The organism is Massilia eburnea, assembly GCF_050709955.1.
Classification (GTDB): domain Bacteria; phylum Pseudomonadota; class Gammaproteobacteria; order Burkholderiales; family Burkholderiaceae_D; genus Rugamonas; species Rugamonas eburnea_A.
Map to the genome: position 1 here is coordinate 45,536 of NZ_JBNZFX010000002.1, position 15,607 is coordinate 61,142.

The 15,607-nt window shown below is 63.5% G+C and carries 19 protein-coding genes; 13 read left to right on the forward strand and 6 right to left on the reverse strand.

The genetic code is table 11. The features are described 5' to 3' along the window. Positions 1-11 precede the first annotated feature (11 nt). Genes ACQ4MM_RS01600 through gpmA form a run of 4 tightly spaced genes read right to left on the reverse strand, consistent with a single transcriptional unit; the run spans position 12 to position 4,409 of the window. Positions 12-764, reverse strand: a complete 753-nt coding sequence (locus ACQ4MM_RS01600) for a HesA/MoeB/ThiF family protein (RefSeq protein ID WP_431475715.1) — start codon at positions 762-764, stop codon at positions 12-14. Then, positions 765-2,174 carry a S41 family peptidase gene (locus ACQ4MM_RS01605; protein WP_431475716.1) on the reverse strand — a complete coding sequence of 470 codons (1,410 nt, stop codon included), beginning with the start codon at positions 2,172-2,174 and terminating at the stop codon, positions 765-767. 16 nt (positions 2,175-2,190) lie between these two features. Beyond that, positions 2,191-3,651 (reverse strand): peptidoglycan DD-metalloendopeptidase family protein, encoded by a 1,461-nt coding sequence (locus ACQ4MM_RS01610; RefSeq protein WP_431475991.1) that lies wholly within the window; start codon positions 3,649-3,651, stop codon positions 2,191-2,193. Positions 3,652-3,662: 11 nt separating this feature from the next. Next, positions 3,663-4,409 (reverse strand): 2,3-diphosphoglycerate-dependent phosphoglycerate mutase, encoded by a 747-nt coding sequence (gpmA, locus tag ACQ4MM_RS01615; RefSeq protein WP_431475717.1) that lies wholly within the window; start codon positions 4,407-4,409, stop codon positions 3,663-3,665. A gap of 103 nt (positions 4,410-4,512) precedes the next feature. Between gpmA and ACQ4MM_RS01620 the strand changes: the two genes are divergently transcribed. The 5 genes from ACQ4MM_RS01620 (at position 4,513) to ACQ4MM_RS01640 (ending at position 7,376) form a co-directional block, all read left to right on the forward strand. Further along, positions 4,513-4,914, forward strand: a complete 402-nt coding sequence (locus tag ACQ4MM_RS01620) for a rhodanese-like domain-containing protein (RefSeq protein ID WP_431475718.1) — start codon at positions 4,513-4,515, stop codon at positions 4,912-4,914. 4 nt (positions 4,915-4,918) lie between these two features. Beyond that, positions 4,919-5,179 carry a glutaredoxin 3 gene (grxC, locus tag ACQ4MM_RS01625; protein ID WP_057265991.1) on the forward strand — a complete coding sequence of 87 codons (261 nt, stop codon included), beginning with the start codon at positions 4,919-4,921 and terminating at the stop codon, positions 5,177-5,179. A 139-nt stretch (positions 5,180-5,318) separates the two neighbouring features. Continuing rightward, the gene (secB, locus tag ACQ4MM_RS01630) at positions 5,319-5,810 is read left to right on the forward strand and encodes a protein-export chaperone SecB (RefSeq protein WP_055928071.1); all 492 of its coding nucleotides are present in this window, start codon (positions 5,319-5,321) and stop codon (positions 5,808-5,810) included. A gap of 85 nt (positions 5,811-5,895) precedes the next feature. Further along, positions 5,896-6,342 (forward strand): SH3 domain-containing protein, encoded by a 447-nt coding sequence (locus ACQ4MM_RS01635; RefSeq protein WP_431475719.1) that lies wholly within the window; start codon positions 5,896-5,898, stop codon positions 6,340-6,342. Positions 6,343-6,347: 5 nt separating this feature from the next. Beyond that, a complete protein-coding gene (locus ACQ4MM_RS01640; RefSeq protein WP_431475720.1) occupies positions 6,348-7,376 on the forward strand; it encodes an NAD(P)H-dependent glycerol-3-phosphate dehydrogenase in 1,029 nt (342 codons plus the stop codon). Here the strand turns inward: ACQ4MM_RS01640 and ACQ4MM_RS01645 are convergent. Both ACQ4MM_RS01645 and aqpZ read right to left on the reverse strand, forming a co-directional pair. Beyond that, the gene (locus ACQ4MM_RS01645; RefSeq protein WP_431475721.1) at positions 7,357-7,689 is read right to left on the reverse strand and encodes a cupin domain-containing protein; all 333 of its coding nucleotides are present in this window, start codon (positions 7,687-7,689) and stop codon (positions 7,357-7,359) included. The two genes, ACQ4MM_RS01640 and ACQ4MM_RS01645, sit on opposite strands and share 20 nt — an antisense overlap. A 47-nt stretch (positions 7,690-7,736) precedes the next feature. Next, positions 7,737-8,426 (reverse strand): aquaporin Z, encoded by a 690-nt coding sequence (aqpZ, locus tag ACQ4MM_RS01650; RefSeq protein WP_431475722.1) that lies wholly within the window; start codon positions 8,424-8,426, stop codon positions 7,737-7,739. A 180-nt stretch (positions 8,427-8,606) separates the two neighbouring features. On the opposite strand from aqpZ, the gene ACQ4MM_RS01655 reads away from it, so the two are divergent. The 8 genes from ACQ4MM_RS01655 to ACQ4MM_RS01690 all read left to right on the forward strand — a co-directional run bounded on the left by ACQ4MM_RS01655 (position 8,607) and on the right by ACQ4MM_RS01690 (position 15,500). Beyond that, entirely contained in the window at positions 8,607-9,107 is a 501-nt protein-coding gene (locus ACQ4MM_RS01655) for a winged helix-turn-helix transcriptional regulator (protein ID WP_431475723.1), read from the forward strand. Continuing rightward, positions 9,104-10,792: a long-chain-fatty-acid--CoA ligase gene (locus ACQ4MM_RS01660; RefSeq protein ID WP_431475724.1), complete on the forward strand. Its 1,689-nt coding sequence runs from the start codon at positions 9,104-9,106 to the stop codon at positions 10,790-10,792. The genes ACQ4MM_RS01655 and ACQ4MM_RS01660 overlap by 4 nt, the downstream gene beginning before the upstream one ends. Positions 10,793-10,846: 54 nt before the next feature. Then, positions 10,847-11,776, forward strand: coding sequence for a diiron oxygenase (locus tag ACQ4MM_RS01665; RefSeq protein WP_431475725.1), 930 nt, complete (start codon positions 10,847-10,849; stop codon positions 11,774-11,776). 86 nt (positions 11,777-11,862) lie between these two features. Continuing rightward, complete coding sequence (locus tag ACQ4MM_RS01670) at positions 11,863-12,645, forward strand: enoyl-CoA hydratase/isomerase family protein (protein WP_431475726.1); 783 nt, start codon at positions 11,863-11,865, stop codon at positions 12,643-12,645. Continuing rightward, the gene (locus tag ACQ4MM_RS01675; protein ID WP_431475727.1) at positions 12,642-13,160 is read left to right on the forward strand and encodes a thioesterase family protein; all 519 of its coding nucleotides are present in this window, start codon (positions 12,642-12,644) and stop codon (positions 13,158-13,160) included. Before ACQ4MM_RS01670 ends, ACQ4MM_RS01675 begins: the two co-directional genes overlap by 4 nt. A gap of 12 nt (positions 13,161-13,172) precedes the next feature. Continuing rightward, positions 13,173-14,441, forward strand: coding sequence for a flavin monoamine oxidase family protein (locus ACQ4MM_RS01680; protein WP_431475728.1), 1,269 nt, complete (start codon positions 13,173-13,175; stop codon positions 14,439-14,441). A 106-nt stretch (positions 14,442-14,547) separates the two neighbouring features. After that, positions 14,548-14,739 (forward strand): hypothetical protein, encoded by a 192-nt coding sequence (locus tag ACQ4MM_RS01685; RefSeq protein ID WP_431475729.1) that lies wholly within the window; start codon positions 14,548-14,550, stop codon positions 14,737-14,739. After that, a complete protein-coding gene (locus tag ACQ4MM_RS01690) occupies positions 14,736-15,500 on the forward strand; it encodes a hypothetical protein (protein WP_431475730.1) in 765 nt (254 codons plus the stop codon). The genes ACQ4MM_RS01685 and ACQ4MM_RS01690 overlap by 4 nt, the downstream gene beginning before the upstream one ends. The last annotated feature ends 107 nt before the right edge of the window (positions 15,501-15,607 follow it).

The following is a 15,607-nucleotide window of genomic DNA, read 5'->3' on the forward strand; positions in this document are numbered from 1 at the left end:
GGATCTCCAGTTTATTGATGTGGTGTCCCGCACACAGGGCAGGCCTCGTTGCGGGTGATGCTAATGCTGTTCCACTCCATGCGCAATCCATCCAGCAGCAGCAGGCGGCCGGACAGCGATTCGCCCACCCCCATCACCAATTTGAGCGCCTCGGCCGCCTGCATGGCGCCGACCACGCCCACCAGCGGTGCGAACACGCCCATGGTGGAACAGGCCACGTCTTCGAACGGCTGGTCTTGCGGGAACAGGCAGGAGTAGCAAGGCCCGGCCACCCGCGTATCGAACACGCTGACCTGGCCGTCGAAGCGGATCACGGCTCCGGACACCAGCGGCACGCGATGCGCCACGCAGGCGCGGTTGACGGCATGGCGGGTCTTGAAGTTGTCGGTGCAGTCAAGCACCACGTCGTGCTGCGCCACCAGCGCCGCCAGGCGCGCGTCGTCGGCCCGTTCGACCAGGGCGTTGACCTGGCATTCCGGATTGATGGCGTTCAGCGTCGTGCGCGCCGACTCGGCCTTGGGCTGGCCGACACGTTCGGTGGTATGGGCGATCTGGCGCTGCAGGTTGGTCAGGTCGACGCTGTCATGGTCGACAATGGTCAGCTGGCCGATGCCGGCCGCGGCCAGGTACAGCGATGCCGGCGAGCCAAGGCCGCCGGCGCCGATCACCAATGCCCTGCCCTGCAAGATCGCCTGCTGTCCCTCGATGCCGATTTCGTCAAGGAGGATATGGCGCGAATAACGCAGCAGCTGCTGGTCGTTCATTTACTTCGCTGCCAGCTCGGGCTTGGAAGCTGTCTTGACCGGCAAGCCCTTGAAATGACGCAGGGCCTGTTCCAGCTGGAAGTCGTCCTTGCCGCCGAATTCGAAAGGCTTCTGCTTTTTCGCTGCGGCCAGCAGGCGCTGCTCTTCTTCCAGCTCGTCGCGGCGGATGCGTCCTTGCTTGTCCTCTTCACCCTCGCTGCTGGCCAGGTGTTTCTGCAAATCGGCTTCGCGCAGGCGCAGGCTGTTGATGGCGTCGCCCTCCGACGTCTCGTCCACCAGCACGTCAGGCACGATGCCCTTGGCCTGGATGCCGCGGCCGTTCGGCGTGAAGTAGCGCGCGGTGGTCAGCTTGACGGCCGAATCGGCGGTGATCTGGCGCAGCGTCTGCACCGAGCCCTTGCCGAAGGTCTGGCTGCCCATCACGATGGCGCGCTTGTAATCCTGCAAGGCACCCGCCACGATCTCGGAAGCCGAGGCGGAACCGCCGTTGACCAGCACCACCATCGGCACCGTCTTCAGCGCGGCCGGCAGCTTGGCCAGCGGGTCGCTGCCGCTGCGGCTCGAATAATTTTCAGACGCGGCGTGGAAAGCCTGCTTGGAATCGGCCAGCTGGCCGTCGGTGGACACCACCAGCGCATCCTTCGGCAGGAAGGCGGCCGAGACGCCGACCGCGCCCTGCACCACGCCACCCGGGTCGTTGCGCAGGTCCAGCACCAGGCCCTTGATGTTCGGGTTCCTGGCGTACAGGGCGCCGAGCTTCTTCGCCATGTCTTCCACCGTCGGCTCCTGGAATTGCGAGATGCGCAGCCAGGCGTAGTCCGGCTCCACCATCTTCACCTTCACGCTTTGCACGCGGATCTCTTCGCGCACGATAGGAATCAGCAGCGGCTTCTCTTCGTCCTTGCGCGATACCGTCAGCACTACCTTGGTGCGCGGCTCGCCGCGCATTTTCTTGATCGCGTCGTCCAGCGACAAGCCTTTCAGCGGCTGGCTGTCGAGGCGGGTAATCAGGTCGCCGGGCTTGATGCCGGCCCGCCAGGCCGGTGAATCCTCGATCGGCGCCACGACCTTGATGTAGCCGTCTTCCACCCCGACTTCGATGCCGATGCCGACAAACTTGCCGTGGATGGATTCGCGCATCTCCTTGAAGGCGCTCTTATCGAGATAGGTGGAATGAGGATCGAGGGAGGACACCATGCCGGCGATGGCGTCCTGCAGCAGCTTCTTGTCGTCGACCTGCTCGACGTAGTCGGATTTGATCAGGCTGAAAACTTCGGACAGGGTCCGCAGCTCTTCCAGCGGCAAAGGCGTGGAGCCCTTTTGCGCCAGGGCGGAAAACTGCATCGAGACGGCTACGCCAGCCACCATACCAAGGCCGACCAGGCCCAGACTCTTCGTTTTGTTGCCCATTGATTGCTTTCCGCCGCTAGAACTTGACCCACCCGGCCGGATCTATCGGCTTGCCCTGGTGGCGCATTTCAAAGTATAAACCCGATTCTTCGTAACCGCCGGTATTTCCGACGGTGGCGATCACCTCGCCCGCTTTCACCACGTCGCCGGCGCGTTTCAGCACAGACTCGTTGTAGCCGTATCCGCTCCAGTACTGGCCGCCGTGGTCGATGATAATGAAATTGCCGTAGCCGCGCAGTGAAGTCGCGTACACCACGCGGCCTGCCGCCACGGCGCGCACTTCGGCGCCGGCTGCGGCCTTGACCACCATGCCTTTCCAGGCCACGCCGTCGGCATTCTTGCTGCCAAAGCGCTTGTCCACCTTGCCGTTGACCGGCATCGGCAGCGCCCCTTTCAGCCTGGCGAACACGCCGTCCGGCACCACCGGCGCCAGCGCCACCTCGGATGGACGGGGCGACTTCTCGTCGCGATCGGAGGCTTCCGGCTTGGCGGCGACCTTCGGTTCCTCTTCGGCCGGCAGCGGCTTGGGCGCCGGCTTGCCGGCCTTTTTCGCTTCCTGTGCCAGGCGTTCACGCTCGGCCTGCGCCTTGGCACGGGCCAGCGCACGCGCTTCGGCATCCGCCTTGGCCTTGGCGGCCCGTTCGGCGGCCAGCTTTTCCTGGCGTGCTTTTTCGGCAGCGGCGATGCGCGCCTGCTCTTCGATCAGCTTGTTCAGCTTGTCGACCACGGCATCCAGGCGCTGGGCATCCTGCTCCATGCGGCCGGCTTCCTTGCGCTGGGCCACCAGCTTCTTCGACAGGCTGGCCAGGGCTGCGGCGCGGCGGCCCTTTTCCTGTTCCAGCTTGACCTTCTGCTGGCGCTCTTCCTCGGCGATTTCGTCCAGTTCCTGCTTGGCATTCTGGGCCTCGGCCTGGTTTTCCTCGACCTTTTTCAGGTTGGCGCGCAGCGAATCGAGCAGGCGCGCCTGCGACTGCGAGACATAGGCCATCAGCTGCAGTTCGCGGTTGATGCGGTTGGGATTGTCGCCCGACAGGAGCAGCTTGATGCGGTCTTCGTTGCCGGCCACGTACTGCTCGCGCAGCAGCTTGGCCAGCTGCTGCTTCTGCGCCGCCACGGTGGCGGACAGGCGCAACTGCTCGGCAGCCAGTTCAGCCACCTTGCTATTGATCTGCGATTGCTCCGCCGCCAAATCGCGCAGGGTGCGATTGGCGTCGGAAATCGCTTCCTCCGACTCGGCCAGCGTATCGGCCGCGTCTTCCTTGGCGCTTTCGGTCTTGCCGATTTCCGCCTTCAGGGTGGCCAGCTTGCGCGACAGCGCCGCCCGCTCCGTCTCGGCAGCAGCCTTTTGCTTGCTGCGTTCGGTCGGCTTGCTGGCGGCGCGGGCGGCATCGGCGCCCTGCACGGCGCCCAGCGCCAGCAGCAGGGCCAGCGCGACGCCGCGCCAATTCCGGATGCGACGCCGGCGAGTCGGATGCAACGCCACGGGAATTACTTGGCCTTGCCCTGGTTGGCCACGGCAGCCTGCGCTGCCGCGATGGCGGCCGGGTCGCCCAGGTAGTAATGCTTGATCGGCTTCAGGTCGGCATCCAGTTCATACACCAGCGGCTGGCCGTTCGGGATGTTGAGGCCGACGATTTCCTGGTCGCTGATGCCGTCCAGCATCTTGATCAGGGCGCGCAGGCTGTTGCCGTGGGCCGAAATCAGGATCTGCTTGCCGGCTTTGATGGCCGGCGCAATCTCATCGTCCCAGGCTGGCATGACGCGCGCCACGGTGTCTTTCAGGCATTCGGTGAGCGGGATCGCATCCTGCGGCAGGCCGGCGTAGCGCGGGTCACCGAAGGAAGTGCGGTTGTCGCCCGCTTCCAGGGCTGGCGGCGGAATATCGTAGCTGCGGCGCCATACCAGCACCTGCGCATCGCCGAACTTGGCAGCGGTTTCGCCCTTGTCCAGGCCTTGCAACGCACCGTAATGACGCTCGTTCAGGCGCCAATCATGCTTGATCGGCACGTACATCTCGTCCATCTCGTCCAGGGTCAACCACAACGTGCGAATCGCACGCTTGAGCACGGAGGTGTAGCACAGGTCGAAGGAGAAGCCGGCATCTTTCAGGATTTTGCCAGCGGATTTGGCTTCGTTGACGCCTTTTTCGGTCAGGTCCACGTCGGTCCAGCCGGTGAAGCGATTTTCCAGGTTCCAGGTGGACTCGCCGTGACGCATGAATACGATTTTATACATAGAGCTATAACAATAGAGTTGGAAATGGGTGAAAATCGCCGCCGAAGCCACGAACAAGCATCTATTTTATAATGCGCAGATTAAGTTCAACCATTGGATTACCGTGAAATTCATCATCGACAATATTTTCCTGATCGCCATCGTCCTTTTGTCCGGCGGCGCCCTGCTGTTCCCAGTCCTGACCCAACGCGGTAAAAAAGCCTCGCCAGCCGAAGTGACCCTGCTGATCAACCGTGGCAAAGCCGGCATTCTCGATGTGCGCGCCAAGGACAAGGCGGAAAGCCGTATCATCGATTCCAAGCATATTCCGCTGGCCGAACTGGGCAACCGCATGGGCGAACTGGACAAGTTCAAGAACAAGACCCTGGTGGTGGTATGCGATAAAGGGGTCAGTGCCTTCAGCGCTGCCCGCATGCTGGAAAAGTCCGGTTTCTCCGACGTTGTCGTGATGGAAGGCGGGATCGATGCCTGGAAGTCGCAAAACCTGCCACTGACACGGAGCTAAGAACATGACTGCCAACGTTACCATGTACAGCACCCTGGTGTGCCCGTATTGCGTGCGCGCCGAACGTTTACTGGAAAGCAAGGGTGTCACCGCCATCAACAAGATCCGCGTCGACCTCGACCCGGCCCAGCGCCAGCTGATGATGGAAAAGACCGGCCGCCGCACCGTGCCGCAGATTTATATTGGCGACACCCACGTTGGCGGTTTTGACGATCTGTATGCCCTGGACCAGGCCGGCGGCCTGGACCCCTTGTTAAAAGGTTAAACGCCCCCAAATACAACGGACAAACGGGTAAAACGTTGGAAAATAAACTAGTTTTGCTACAATTGCCGTCGCGTTTGACTTGGGCTGACCCGGTGGCCTGGACAAGCATTAACTAATATAACTGATACGAAAGCGTTCCATGTCTGAAGAAAACCTGCAACCTGTGTTCCAAATCCAACGCGTCTACCTGAAAGACATGTCGCTGGAGCAGCCTAATTCCCCAGCGATCTTCCTGGAACAGGAAGCTCCTTCGATCGAAGTCGCGCTGGACGTTGGCGCCGAGCCGCTGTCCGAAGGCATCTTCGAGTCCACCGTGACCGTGACCGTGACGGCCAAGATCAAGGACAAAGTCGCTTTCCTGGTTGAAGGTAAACAAGCCGGTATCTTCGAAGCCCGCAACATTCCAGCCGAACAGCTGGACCCACTGCTGGGCATTGGCTGCCCGAACATCGTGTACCCATACCTGCGTTCGAACATCGCCGACATGATCACCCGCGCCGGTTTCCCGCCGATCCACCTGGCCGAGATCAACTTCGAAGTGTTCTACCAGCAGCGCCTGGCAGCCATCGCCCAGCAGCAAGCTGCTGACGCCGGCGCGACCCCGGTCGAAGGCTCGGCAACCGTTCAGTAATACTTCTGCGATACTATGGGGAACCATGGTTCCCCGGAATGCAAAGGCCCCAGTGGGCCTTTGCGCATTTTTAAGGTTCTAATCGATGAATTTACGCCGCATTGTCGCCCTTGCCGCCACGCTGCTGGCCTGCGCCAGCGCCCAGGCGATCGACTACCGCTCGGTCGGCGCCAATCCTGCCGTGCTGTACGGGGCACCGTCGACCAGGGCCGCCAAGCAGTACATCGTCCCGTCCGGCGCCCCGCTGGAAGTCGTGCTGACGTATGGCGAATGGGTCAAGGTACGCGATATGGCCGGCGACCTGGCCTGGACCGAAGCCAAGGGTTTGAGCATCAAACAGCGCAATGTGATCGTACGCGCCGCCAATACCAAGGTACGCGGCGCCGCCGACGAAACGTCGTCGGTGGTGTTCATTGCCGACAAGGGCGTGCTGCTGGAAATGACCGAAGCAGTCGCCAATGGCTGGACCAAGGTCAAGCACCGCGATGGCCTGGTGGGCTATGTGCGCAGCAACGATATCTGGGGTAATTGAGCAAGATGCCGCAAGAAAGCAAACGCAAGATCAGCGTGCTGGGCGCCGGTGCCTGGGGCACTGCGGTCGCCATCGCCGTCGCCGCGCGCCACGACGTGGTGCTGTGGGGCCGCGATGCGGCAGCCATGGCTGAAATGGCCGCCACGCGCGACAACAGCCACTACCTGAAAGGCTATCCGTTCCCGCCCGCGCTGCAGGTCAGCGCCGATTTCGACGCCGCCGTGGCTCATGCAGGCCAGGATGGCCTGCTGATTGCCGCCTGCCCGGTAGCCGGCCTGCGCCCGCTGCTGCAATCGCTCAAGGGCAAGCCGATTCCGAATATCGTCTGGCTGTGCAAAGGCTTCGAATACGACACCGGCATGCTGCCGCACCAGATCGCGCGCGAAGTGCTGGGCGACGGCGTGCCGGCCGGCGCCCTGTCCGGCCCATCGTTCGCGCAGGAAGTCGCCAAAGGCCTGCCTTGCGCCTTGACCATCGCCTCCAGCGACGCCGCCCTGTGCGAGCTGGTCGTGGGCGCGGTACATGGCGGCACCATGCGCGTCTACTCCAGCGAAGACCTGGTCGGCGTGGAAGTGGGCGGCGCAGTGAAGAACGTGCTGGCCATCGCCACCGGCGTGGCCGACGGCATGGGCCTGGGCCTGAACGCGCGCGCCGCGCTGATCACACGCGGCCTGGCCGAAATCACGCGCCTCGGCACCGCGCTGGGCGGCAATGTCGAAACCTTCATGGGACTGACCGGCATGGGCGACCTGATCCTGACCTGCACCGGCGACCTGTCGCGCAACCGCCGCGTGGGCCTCGGCCTGGCGCAAGGCAAGTCGCTGGACACCGTGGTCAATGAACTGGGCCATGTGGCAGAAGGCGTGCCGTGCGCGAAAGCGGTCCGCGAACTGGCGCGCCGCCTGGGCGTGGAAATGCCGATCACGAATGCGGTCGCCAGCGTGCTGTTCGACGGCCTGCATCCGGCTGACCTGGTGCAGGGCCTGCTGGCGCGCGACCCCCGCTACGAAAGCTTCAATCCGGCAGCAAAATAGTCAGCAGCAGCAGGGAGTCGGCGTTCGCCTGCAGTGAATGGGGCGCGCCGCCCTCCAGGTACAGCAGCTCGCCCGCACGCAGGATGGTGGTGCGGCCATGGGCATCGAACGACACTTCCCCTTCCAGGCATTGCAGCGTGATCTGGCCGCGCACCGCGTGTTCCGGCAAGACCCGGCCGGCAGGCACCGTCATGCGGATCAATTCGAGCTGTTCCGTCTTGGCCAGTGCAATGGAAGAAAACTGCGACAGGCTTTCAGCGGCCTCGCGGCTGATCCGGACCACTTGCCCGGATGATGCATGTGGTAGCGCCATATACCCTCCCTGGAGAATGCCAATGATAGCAGCAGGCGCCAGCAGCCTTATTTCTGTTCGCCGCCGATGAAACGGTAAATGCCGGCACCGACGCCGGCGCCGATGATCGGTGCGACCCAGAACAGCCACAACTGCGCCACGGCCCAGCCGCCGACGTACAACGCGACGCCCGTGCTGCGCGCCGGGTTGACCGAGGTATTGGTGACCGGGATCGAAATCAGGTGGATCAGGGTCAGGCACAGGCCGATGGCGATCGGTGCCAAGCCGGCCGGTGCACGCTTGTCGGTCGCGCCCAGGATCACCACCAGGAAGAACGCCGTCATCACCACTTCCGTCACCAGCGCCGCCAGCAGGCTGTAACCGCCCGGCGAATGCTCGCCATAGCCATTGGAGGCGAAGCCGGCGGCAACATCGAAGCCGGCCTTGCCGCTGGCGATCAGGTACAGCACGCCGCCTGCCGCGATACCGCCCAGCACCTGGGCCACGATATAGCCCGGCAAGTCCTTGGCCGGAAAGCGGCCGCCCAGCCACAGGCCGACCGACACGGCAGGATTCAGGTGGCAGCCCGAAATATGCCCGATGGCGAAGGCCATGGTCAGTACCGTCAGGCCGAACGCCAGCGACACACCATGCAAGCCGATCCCCACGCCGGGGAATGCCGCCGCCAGCACCGCGCTGCCGCAGCCGCCCAGGACCAGCCAGAACGTACCGAAGAATTCCGCACCCAGTTTTTGCATTGTCAGCTCCGTGAGAGTTGGTAATTGTGCAAACAGACTAACGATAAATGGCGGAAATAACAACGGTGCGATGTGTTGCAGCGCAGAAAAATAGAGCGACCGTTCTAGAAAATTCGCTTGTTTTACGCAAGCGATTTCAATAGAGTAAATGTTATATATTTACTACCAAAATGGAAGCCAATGAGCAAAGGATCGTTTGCCGGGATGAATTGCCCCATCGCCCAGACCCTGGAACAGGTCGGCGAATGGTGGACTTTCGTCATCCTGCGCAACGCCTTCTGCGGCATGAGCCGCTTCCAGGATTTCCAGCGCCACCTCGGCATCAGCACCAACATCCTGTCGCGCCGCCTGGGCAAGCTGGTGGAAAACGGCATCCTGCTGCGCCAGCCATGCAATGAGGATGCCCGCATCGTCCACTACCGCCTGACCCCGAAGGGCCATTCGCTCTATCCCATCCTGGCCGCGATGACGGTGTGGGGCGAGCAATGGGTCCCCCATCCGGCCGGTCCGCGCATGACGCTGGTGGAGCGCGAGACGGGACTGCCCGTGGCCGGCGTCGGCATCCGCGCCGCCGATGGGCGCGACCTGGCGCCGGCGCAAATCGATACGGTGGCCGGCCCCGGCGCCGATGACAAGACGCACGCTTTGATGCGCATGAGAGAGGAGACAAGCAAACAATGAATACCGATAAAGTCTGGCTCAAGTCCTATCCCGATGGCATTCCGGCCACCATCGATCCCGGCCTGTATCGCTCCCTGCCGCACCTGCTGGAGGAATCCTTCGCCAAATTCGCCGAGCGCAAGGCTTACGCCTGCATGGACAGTTTCATGAGCTACCGCGAATGGGACCAGCACTCGCGCAACCTGGCCGCCTGGCTGCAGCAGCGTGGACTGGACAAAGGCGCCCGCGTGGCCGTGATGATGCCCAATGTGCTGCAATACCCGGTCGCGGTGGCGGCCATCCTGCGCGCCGGCTGCACCGTGGTGAACGTCAATCCTCTCTACACCGCGCGCGAACTGGAACACCAGCTGGCCGATTCCGGCGCGGAAGCCATCATCCTCCTCGAGAACTTCGCCACCACGGCGGAAAAAGTGCTGCCGCGTACCAGCGTGAAGCACGTGGTGGTGGCCAGCATGGGCGATATGCTGGGCTTTGCCAAGGGCATGCTGGTCAACTTCGTGGTGCGCAAAGTGAAGAAAATGGTGCCGCCATTCAGCCTGCCGGGCGCCGTGCCGTTCCGCGAAGCCTTGCGCCAGGGCGCGCTGCGCAAACTGCGCCCGATGGAGCTGGGTCACGACGACATCGCCTTCCTGCAATACACGGGCGGCACCACGGGCTTGTCCAAAGGCGCCACCCTCAGCCATCGCAACGTGATTGCCAATATGCTGCAGAACGATGCGTGGGCCGGACCGGCCCTGCTCAATGCGGCCAAAGACCAGCAGGTGGTGACGGTATGCGCACTGCCGCTGTACCACATCCTGGCGCTGAACGCCTGCATGCTGATGGGCGCGCGCTGGGGCGCGATGAACTTGCTGGTGCCCAATCCGCGCGACATGGCGGGCTTCGTCAAGGAACTGGCCAAGTACCGCGTCAACTTCTTCCCCGGCGTGAACACGCTGTTCAACGCCTTGCTGAACCAGCCCGGCCTGGCGCGGGTCGACTTCTCCGGCCTGCGCATCACGCTGGGTGGCGGCATGGCGGTGCAGCAGGTGGTCAGCGAGCGCTGGCTGGCCGCGACCGGCAGCCCGATCCTCGAGGGCTACGGCCTGTCGGAGACGTCGCCGACGGCCACGCTGTGCCGTCCCGACCAGAATGGTTTCAGCGGCACCATCGGCCTGCCGGTGCCTTCGACCGAAGTGGCGATCGTCGACGACGACGGCAATCCCCTGCCCTTCGGCCAGGCCGGCGAAATCGCCATCCGCGGCCCGCAGGTGATGGCCGGCTACTGGCAGCGGCCGGACGAAACCGCCAAGGTCATGACGCCATCCGGCTACTTCAAGTCGGGCGATATCGGCATCATGGATGAACAGGGTTATGTCCGCATTGTCGACCGCAAGAAGGACATGATCCTGGTCTCCGGATTCAACGTTTACCCCAATGAAGTGGAAGGCGTGGTGGCTGCCCACCCGCTGGTGCTCGAATGCGCCTGCATCGGCGTACCCGACGCCGGTTCGGGCGAAGCCGTCAAGCTGTTCGTGGTGCGTAAACACCAATCGCTCACCAGCGAGCAGCTGATGGACTACTGCAAACAGCAGTTGACCGCTTACAAAAAACCGAAATACATCGAGTTCCGCGACGCCCTGCCCAAAACCAATGTGGGCAAGATCCTGCGCCGCGAGCTGCGCGACGAAAAGGTCGCGGCGTAAGTTTTTGCTGCATTCCCTGTACTGCCCCGAACATCTCAATAACAGGAGTTAAGTATGGAAGCCAGTATTGCCGCAGTAAGCCAACCTAAAACCAACCCCATCGTGCTCGATGAGAAGCGCCAGAAGACCGTGCGCACGCTGATCAACGCCTCGCACCGCAAGCTGCTGTTCCTCGACCAGGTGGTCGACTGGGAAACCGGCATCGACTTTTCCAAGCCGCCCAAAGTGGCCGAATCGAGCTGGATCTACGGCACTCCCTACTGGGACGCTCTGACCGAGGCGCAGCGCAATGAAGTCCTGTGGCTGGAGACCGGCCGCGACGTGTCCTACTTCATCTGGCTGGAACAGACCCTGCCCGAACTGTACGTCGGCTACGTCAATCAATACCACGGCGTGCTGAGCGACGACGTGCGCGAATACCTGATGGTGTTCTCGCGCGAGGAGATCGTGCACACGCTGATGTTCCGCCGCTACCTGGACAAGGCCAACCTGCGCCTGTGGAGCCATCCGGAAAACATCCCCAACTACTCCCTGTTCGAGCGCCAGCTGGCCGGCAAGCATCCGGTGTACGGCATCTGCTGGAACTTGCTGATCGAATGGTTCGCGGAACTGAACTCGATCTTCCAGACCCAGACCGACGGCATCGACCCGCTGACGCGCAAGATGTTCAAGGAGCACCACCTGGAGGAAGTGCGCCACATTGCCTTCGCCAAGACCATCTGCGAAAACTACTTCGAGGCCGCGCCGAAGGAAGAAATGGCCGAGATGTGCGAGTTCTTCCAGAAGGGATACGGTTTCCTGCTGGACGAATACACCTACATGCCGGAAATCGCGCTGCACGCATCCTTCGACTTCCCGATCAAGCCGGGCGACGCCGACAAGATCCGCGAAGTGCGCAACTCGCCGAACAACCAGCGCCTGAATGAAGCCCGCTTCCGCGACGTGCGCGAGTGGTGCCTGAAGCACAACATCATCAAGCAGTAAGCCCCTTCATCCCTGGACGGCAGCTTCCATGGCGCAGTGCGCGCCAGGGACGGCTGTCGCCGTTTCAAGAAGAATCTGGAGCAAGCATGATCGATATCATTCCCCACGATTCCGGCATTACGGAATTGCGCATCGCCCGGCCCCCGGTCAACCTGATCGACGTAGGCGTGCTGAAATCCCTGCGCCATGCACTGGCCCAGGCCGACGGCGCCGGCCAGCGCGGCATCATCCTGTCCGGTGCACCGGGCGTATTTTCCTCCGGCGTAGACCTGGCCGCACTGGTCGGCGGCGACCATGCGGCCGTGCGCGAATACTGGCAGCAGGTATTCCTGCTGGCGTCCGAAATGGCGCTGTCGCGCCAGCCGATTTTCGCCGCCATCACCGGCCACTGCATGGCAGCTGGCGCCCTGCTGGCCGTGTTCTGCGACTACCGCGTGATGGCGCAAGGCCCGTGGCAGGTCGGCCTGAACGAAGTGCGGGTCGGCGTGGCGCTGCCGGACTGCTTCCAGGTCGCGGTGCGCCGCGTGGTGGGCGCCCTGCAGGCGGAACGGCTGCTGGTGTTCGGCCGCATGCTGTCGCCGCAGCAGGCGCTGGAAGTGAACCTGGTGGACGAACTGGCCGAACCTGCGCAAGTAGTGGCACGCACGCGCGAGCGCCTGCAGGAGCTGCTGTCGGTGCCGCCGCACGCCCTGGTCAACACGCGCGCCATCGCCCGCCGCGACCTGCGCGACGTGTTTGCCGACGTCGATGCGCTGCCACTCGACGAATTCGTCGACGCCTTCCTGCAGCCGGAAACCCAGCAGGCGCTGCGCCACGTTGCCAGCCGCATGCGCCAACCCGCTGCCGCCACTGCCGCCGCTGCACGATGAACCTGTATTTCCGCCTCTTGCTGGTCTGGCTGCGGGCCTGCTTCAAGCCCGCGATCCAGGTCGGCGACATGATCGAGATGCAGCTCACCGTGCTGCCCAATGACCTGGACCTGAACGGCCATATGAACAATGGCCGCTACATGACCATCATCGACCTGGCGCTGGTCGAATACATGACCCGCGCCGGCTTCATGCAACCGGCCCTCAAACGCGGTTGGCGCCCGATGCTGGGCGGCTCGATGATTGCCTTCCGCCGCGGGCTCAAACCGTTCCGCCGCTATACCCTGCGCTTCTGCGCCCTGTGCTGGGACGAGCGCTGGACCTATATCCGTTTCGAGTTCGTGCGCGACGGGGAAGTGATGGCAGTCGGCCACACCAAGGGCGGCATTGTCGGTCCCTTCGGTGTGGTGGGCAGCAATGAAATGTGCGCAGTACTGGGCGTGGATCCGGCTTCGCCGGCCTTCCCGCGCTCGGTCACGGCCTGGATCGAAGCCGACCGCCTGATGCGGGCCTGAACCGGAAAAAGAATGGAAACCATACAATCGATCGCCGTCATCGGCGCCGGCCCGGCAGGGCTGACCGCCGCCGACACCCTGCGCCAGCTGGGCTATAAAAAAGTCACCGTGTTCGAACAGGAGTCGCGCGTAGGCGGCAAGGTATGCACCGCGCAGACGCCCGCCGGGCCGCTGGAGCTGGGTGCCGTCATCGCCTCCGCCGAATGCGAACTGGTGCTGGGACTGGCGCAGCGCCTCGGCGTCGCGCTCGCGCCCTACCCGGTGGAGCAGCGCTTCCTCGATGAGCAGGGCGTACGGCACGATGCCACGTCCTTCCTGGCCAGCCGCTACAGCGCGGACCAGATCCGGCAAGCGATCGTCAATTATGGCGCGGCGCTGGAGCGCTACGCGATGGTGCGCTACGATACCCTGGCCGGCATGCCGCGCGCACTGCACGAGCCGTTTGACCGCTTCGCCGCCAGCCACGGCTTCACCCCGGTGGCCGAGCTGGCGCGCGGCGCCCTGGTGGGCTTCGGCTACGGCTACTACGAAACCGTTCCGGCACTGTATTTCATGAAACTGATCCCGTGGCTGTTCCGGCCCGACGGCCAGGGCGGCCTCGCGCCGGGCAGGTTCCACGTCTTCCCGCAAGGCTTCCAGGGCTTGTGGAAAGCCCTGGCGCGCGAACTCGATGTCCGCCTCGGCGCCGCGGTGACGTCGCTCGACAGCCAGCAGGGACGCCCGGTGCAGCTCACCATCAATGGCCGCGACCAGCACAGCTTCGATGCGGTAGTGGTGGCCACGCCGCTGCACACGGCCGGCAGCTTCCTGCCGGCCGGCAGCGAAGCCACAACCATGTTCGCGCAATTGCGCAGCAACCGCTACCTGGTCAGCGCCTTTGCCGCCAACGGCCTGCCCGGCGGGGAATTCCTGTTCCTGCACCAGAACGAGCGCCCCGAACGCATCGGCCATATGAATGCCTGGGCCAACCGCAATCCGGCCCAGCCTATGTACCTGGGCTGGCAATTGGCCGGGGACGCGGCCAGCACCGGCGAGCTGCGCGAGCTGCTGGCAGGCGACATTGCTGCCCAGGGCGGAACGCTGGCGCGCGTCGTCATGCAGCAGGAGTGGGATTACTTCCCCCACGTCGATGGCGCAGCCCTGGATGCCGGCTACTTCGAACGCATCGACGCCTTGCAGGGCCAGGGCCGCGTGTATTACGCGGGCGGGGCCTTGAACTTCGAGACGGTCGAGCATAGTGCGCGCCAGGCGCGTGCCCTGATGCGCCGCCATTTCGGCTGACGCCAAAGGGCATCCCTTACGGTTTGTGCCTATAGAAAAACGACGAGGGCGGAGCCTATAATGGCTGTGCGAACCGGCACGCCATTGCCGCCCTCGGAGATACCGCATGAAACACCTGATCGTTGCCAGCCTGGCCCTCGCGCTGACCGTGCCTGCTTTTGCAAGCACCACCCACGCCAAGAGCACCGCCACCCATCACAAGACCGCATCGACCACGACCAAGCACCACGTGGCCAAGAAGAAAACCGCCGCGCATCACAAGACCGCCAAGGCAACCACTCACCACAAGCACGCATGATTTTCGTCTGGGGCAGGAAGGCGGTCTATACCCACGCCGGTTACGTGGCCGATTTCTGCCCCGTTTGCCGGGCATCCCGTGCGTTCTCCGTGCAACGCATCGGCATGGCCTGGCATGTGTACTACGTCACCGTTTCCAAAGGCGAGCTGGCCGGATACCAGCGCACGTGCTGCGATTGCGGCATGGTGCTGCCAATGGAAGTCGGACACTACACCCGGTTAAGCGCCGAGCAGCTTCCGCTGGCGCAACTGGAGCAGTCCACCAATCCCCATTTGTCGATCCGCCATGCCGATGCACTGGCCGCGGCAGCACGCCTGCGCGAAGCGCCTTTGCTGCTCGACGAGTCCGAACGCCGCCGCCAGATCGATGCCGCGCTGCGCCTGCAAGCCGATGCGCTCGACGAGTTCGAAGCAACCACCCGCCTCGACCGCGAAGTATGGTGGGCCATCGGCGGTGCATTCGCGTTCTGCACCCTGGTACTCGCGGCCCTGCGCCAGCAGGCACCGGAAAACATGGACACCGGCTTCATCATCGCCTTCTTCCTCAGCCTGGCCGCCGTAGCCTGGCAATTGAGCCAGATGGGAGAACGCTTCCTGCAGCGCGGCATCCTGCCCAAGCTGGCCCGTTCGCTGGCGCCGCTGCAGCCCAGCGCGGCGGAACTCGATGAAGCGTTCGAGCGCATGCGCGAGCAGGGCCGCAAGCTGGCCATACGCTTGGACAGCGCCCGCCTGCAGCAAGCCATTAGCGCCCTGCGCAACTAAGCCAGCGCCAGCGCCAGCGCAGCATGGCAAGTCTGGCCGCATGCGGCCGGCCCAATCTTTGCCGCAAAATCAGTTGCGTTTGCTTTCGATTCATCGTAGTTTACCTT

What these genes read in the sequence shown, in the direction of transcription:
- ACQ4MM_RS01600 (WP_431475715.1), bottom strand. Translation starts at nt 764, where the DNA reads ATGAACGACCAGCAGCTGCTGCGTTATTCGCGCCATATCCTCCTTGAC.
- ACQ4MM_RS01605 (WP_431475716.1), bottom strand. Translation starts at nt 2,174, where the DNA reads ATGGGCAACAAAACGAAGAGTCTGGGCCTGGTCGGCCTTGGTATGGTG.
- gpmA (WP_431475717.1), bottom strand. Translation starts at nt 4,409, where the DNA reads ATGTATAAAATCGTATTCATGCGTCACGGCGAGTCCACCTGGAACCTG.
- grxC (WP_057265991.1), top strand. Translation starts at nt 4,919, where the DNA reads ATGACTGCCAACGTTACCATGTACAGCACCCTGGTGTGCCCGTATTGC.
- secB (WP_055928071.1), top strand. Translation starts at nt 5,319, where the DNA reads ATGTCTGAAGAAAACCTGCAACCTGTGTTCCAAATCCAACGCGTCTAC.
- ACQ4MM_RS01635 (WP_431475719.1), top strand. Translation starts at nt 5,896, where the DNA reads ATGAATTTACGCCGCATTGTCGCCCTTGCCGCCACGCTGCTGGCCTGC.
- ACQ4MM_RS01640 (WP_431475720.1), top strand. Translation starts at nt 6,348, where the DNA reads ATGCCGCAAGAAAGCAAACGCAAGATCAGCGTGCTGGGCGCCGGTGCC.
- ACQ4MM_RS01645 (WP_431475721.1), bottom strand. Translation starts at nt 7,689, where the DNA reads ATGGCGCTACCACATGCATCATCCGGGCAAGTGGTCCGGATCAGCCGC.
- aqpZ (WP_431475722.1), bottom strand. Translation starts at nt 8,426, where the DNA reads ATGCAAAAACTGGGTGCGGAATTCTTCGGTACGTTCTGGCTGGTCCTG.
- ACQ4MM_RS01655 (WP_431475723.1), top strand. Translation starts at nt 8,607, where the DNA reads ATGAGCAAAGGATCGTTTGCCGGGATGAATTGCCCCATCGCCCAGACC.
- ACQ4MM_RS01660 (WP_431475724.1), top strand. Translation starts at nt 9,104, where the DNA reads ATGAATACCGATAAAGTCTGGCTCAAGTCCTATCCCGATGGCATTCCG.
- ACQ4MM_RS01665 (WP_431475725.1), top strand. Translation starts at nt 10,847, where the DNA reads ATGGAAGCCAGTATTGCCGCAGTAAGCCAACCTAAAACCAACCCCATC.
- ACQ4MM_RS01670 (WP_431475726.1), top strand. Translation starts at nt 11,863, where the DNA reads ATGATCGATATCATTCCCCACGATTCCGGCATTACGGAATTGCGCATC.
- ACQ4MM_RS01675 (WP_431475727.1), top strand. Translation starts at nt 12,642, where the DNA reads ATGAACCTGTATTTCCGCCTCTTGCTGGTCTGGCTGCGGGCCTGCTTC.
- ACQ4MM_RS01680 (WP_431475728.1), top strand. Translation starts at nt 13,173, where the DNA reads ATGGAAACCATACAATCGATCGCCGTCATCGGCGCCGGCCCGGCAGGG.
- ACQ4MM_RS01685 (WP_431475729.1), top strand. Translation starts at nt 14,548, where the DNA reads ATGAAACACCTGATCGTTGCCAGCCTGGCCCTCGCGCTGACCGTGCCT.
- ACQ4MM_RS01690 (WP_431475730.1), top strand. Translation starts at nt 14,736, where the DNA reads ATGATTTTCGTCTGGGGCAGGAAGGCGGTCTATACCCACGCCGGTTAC.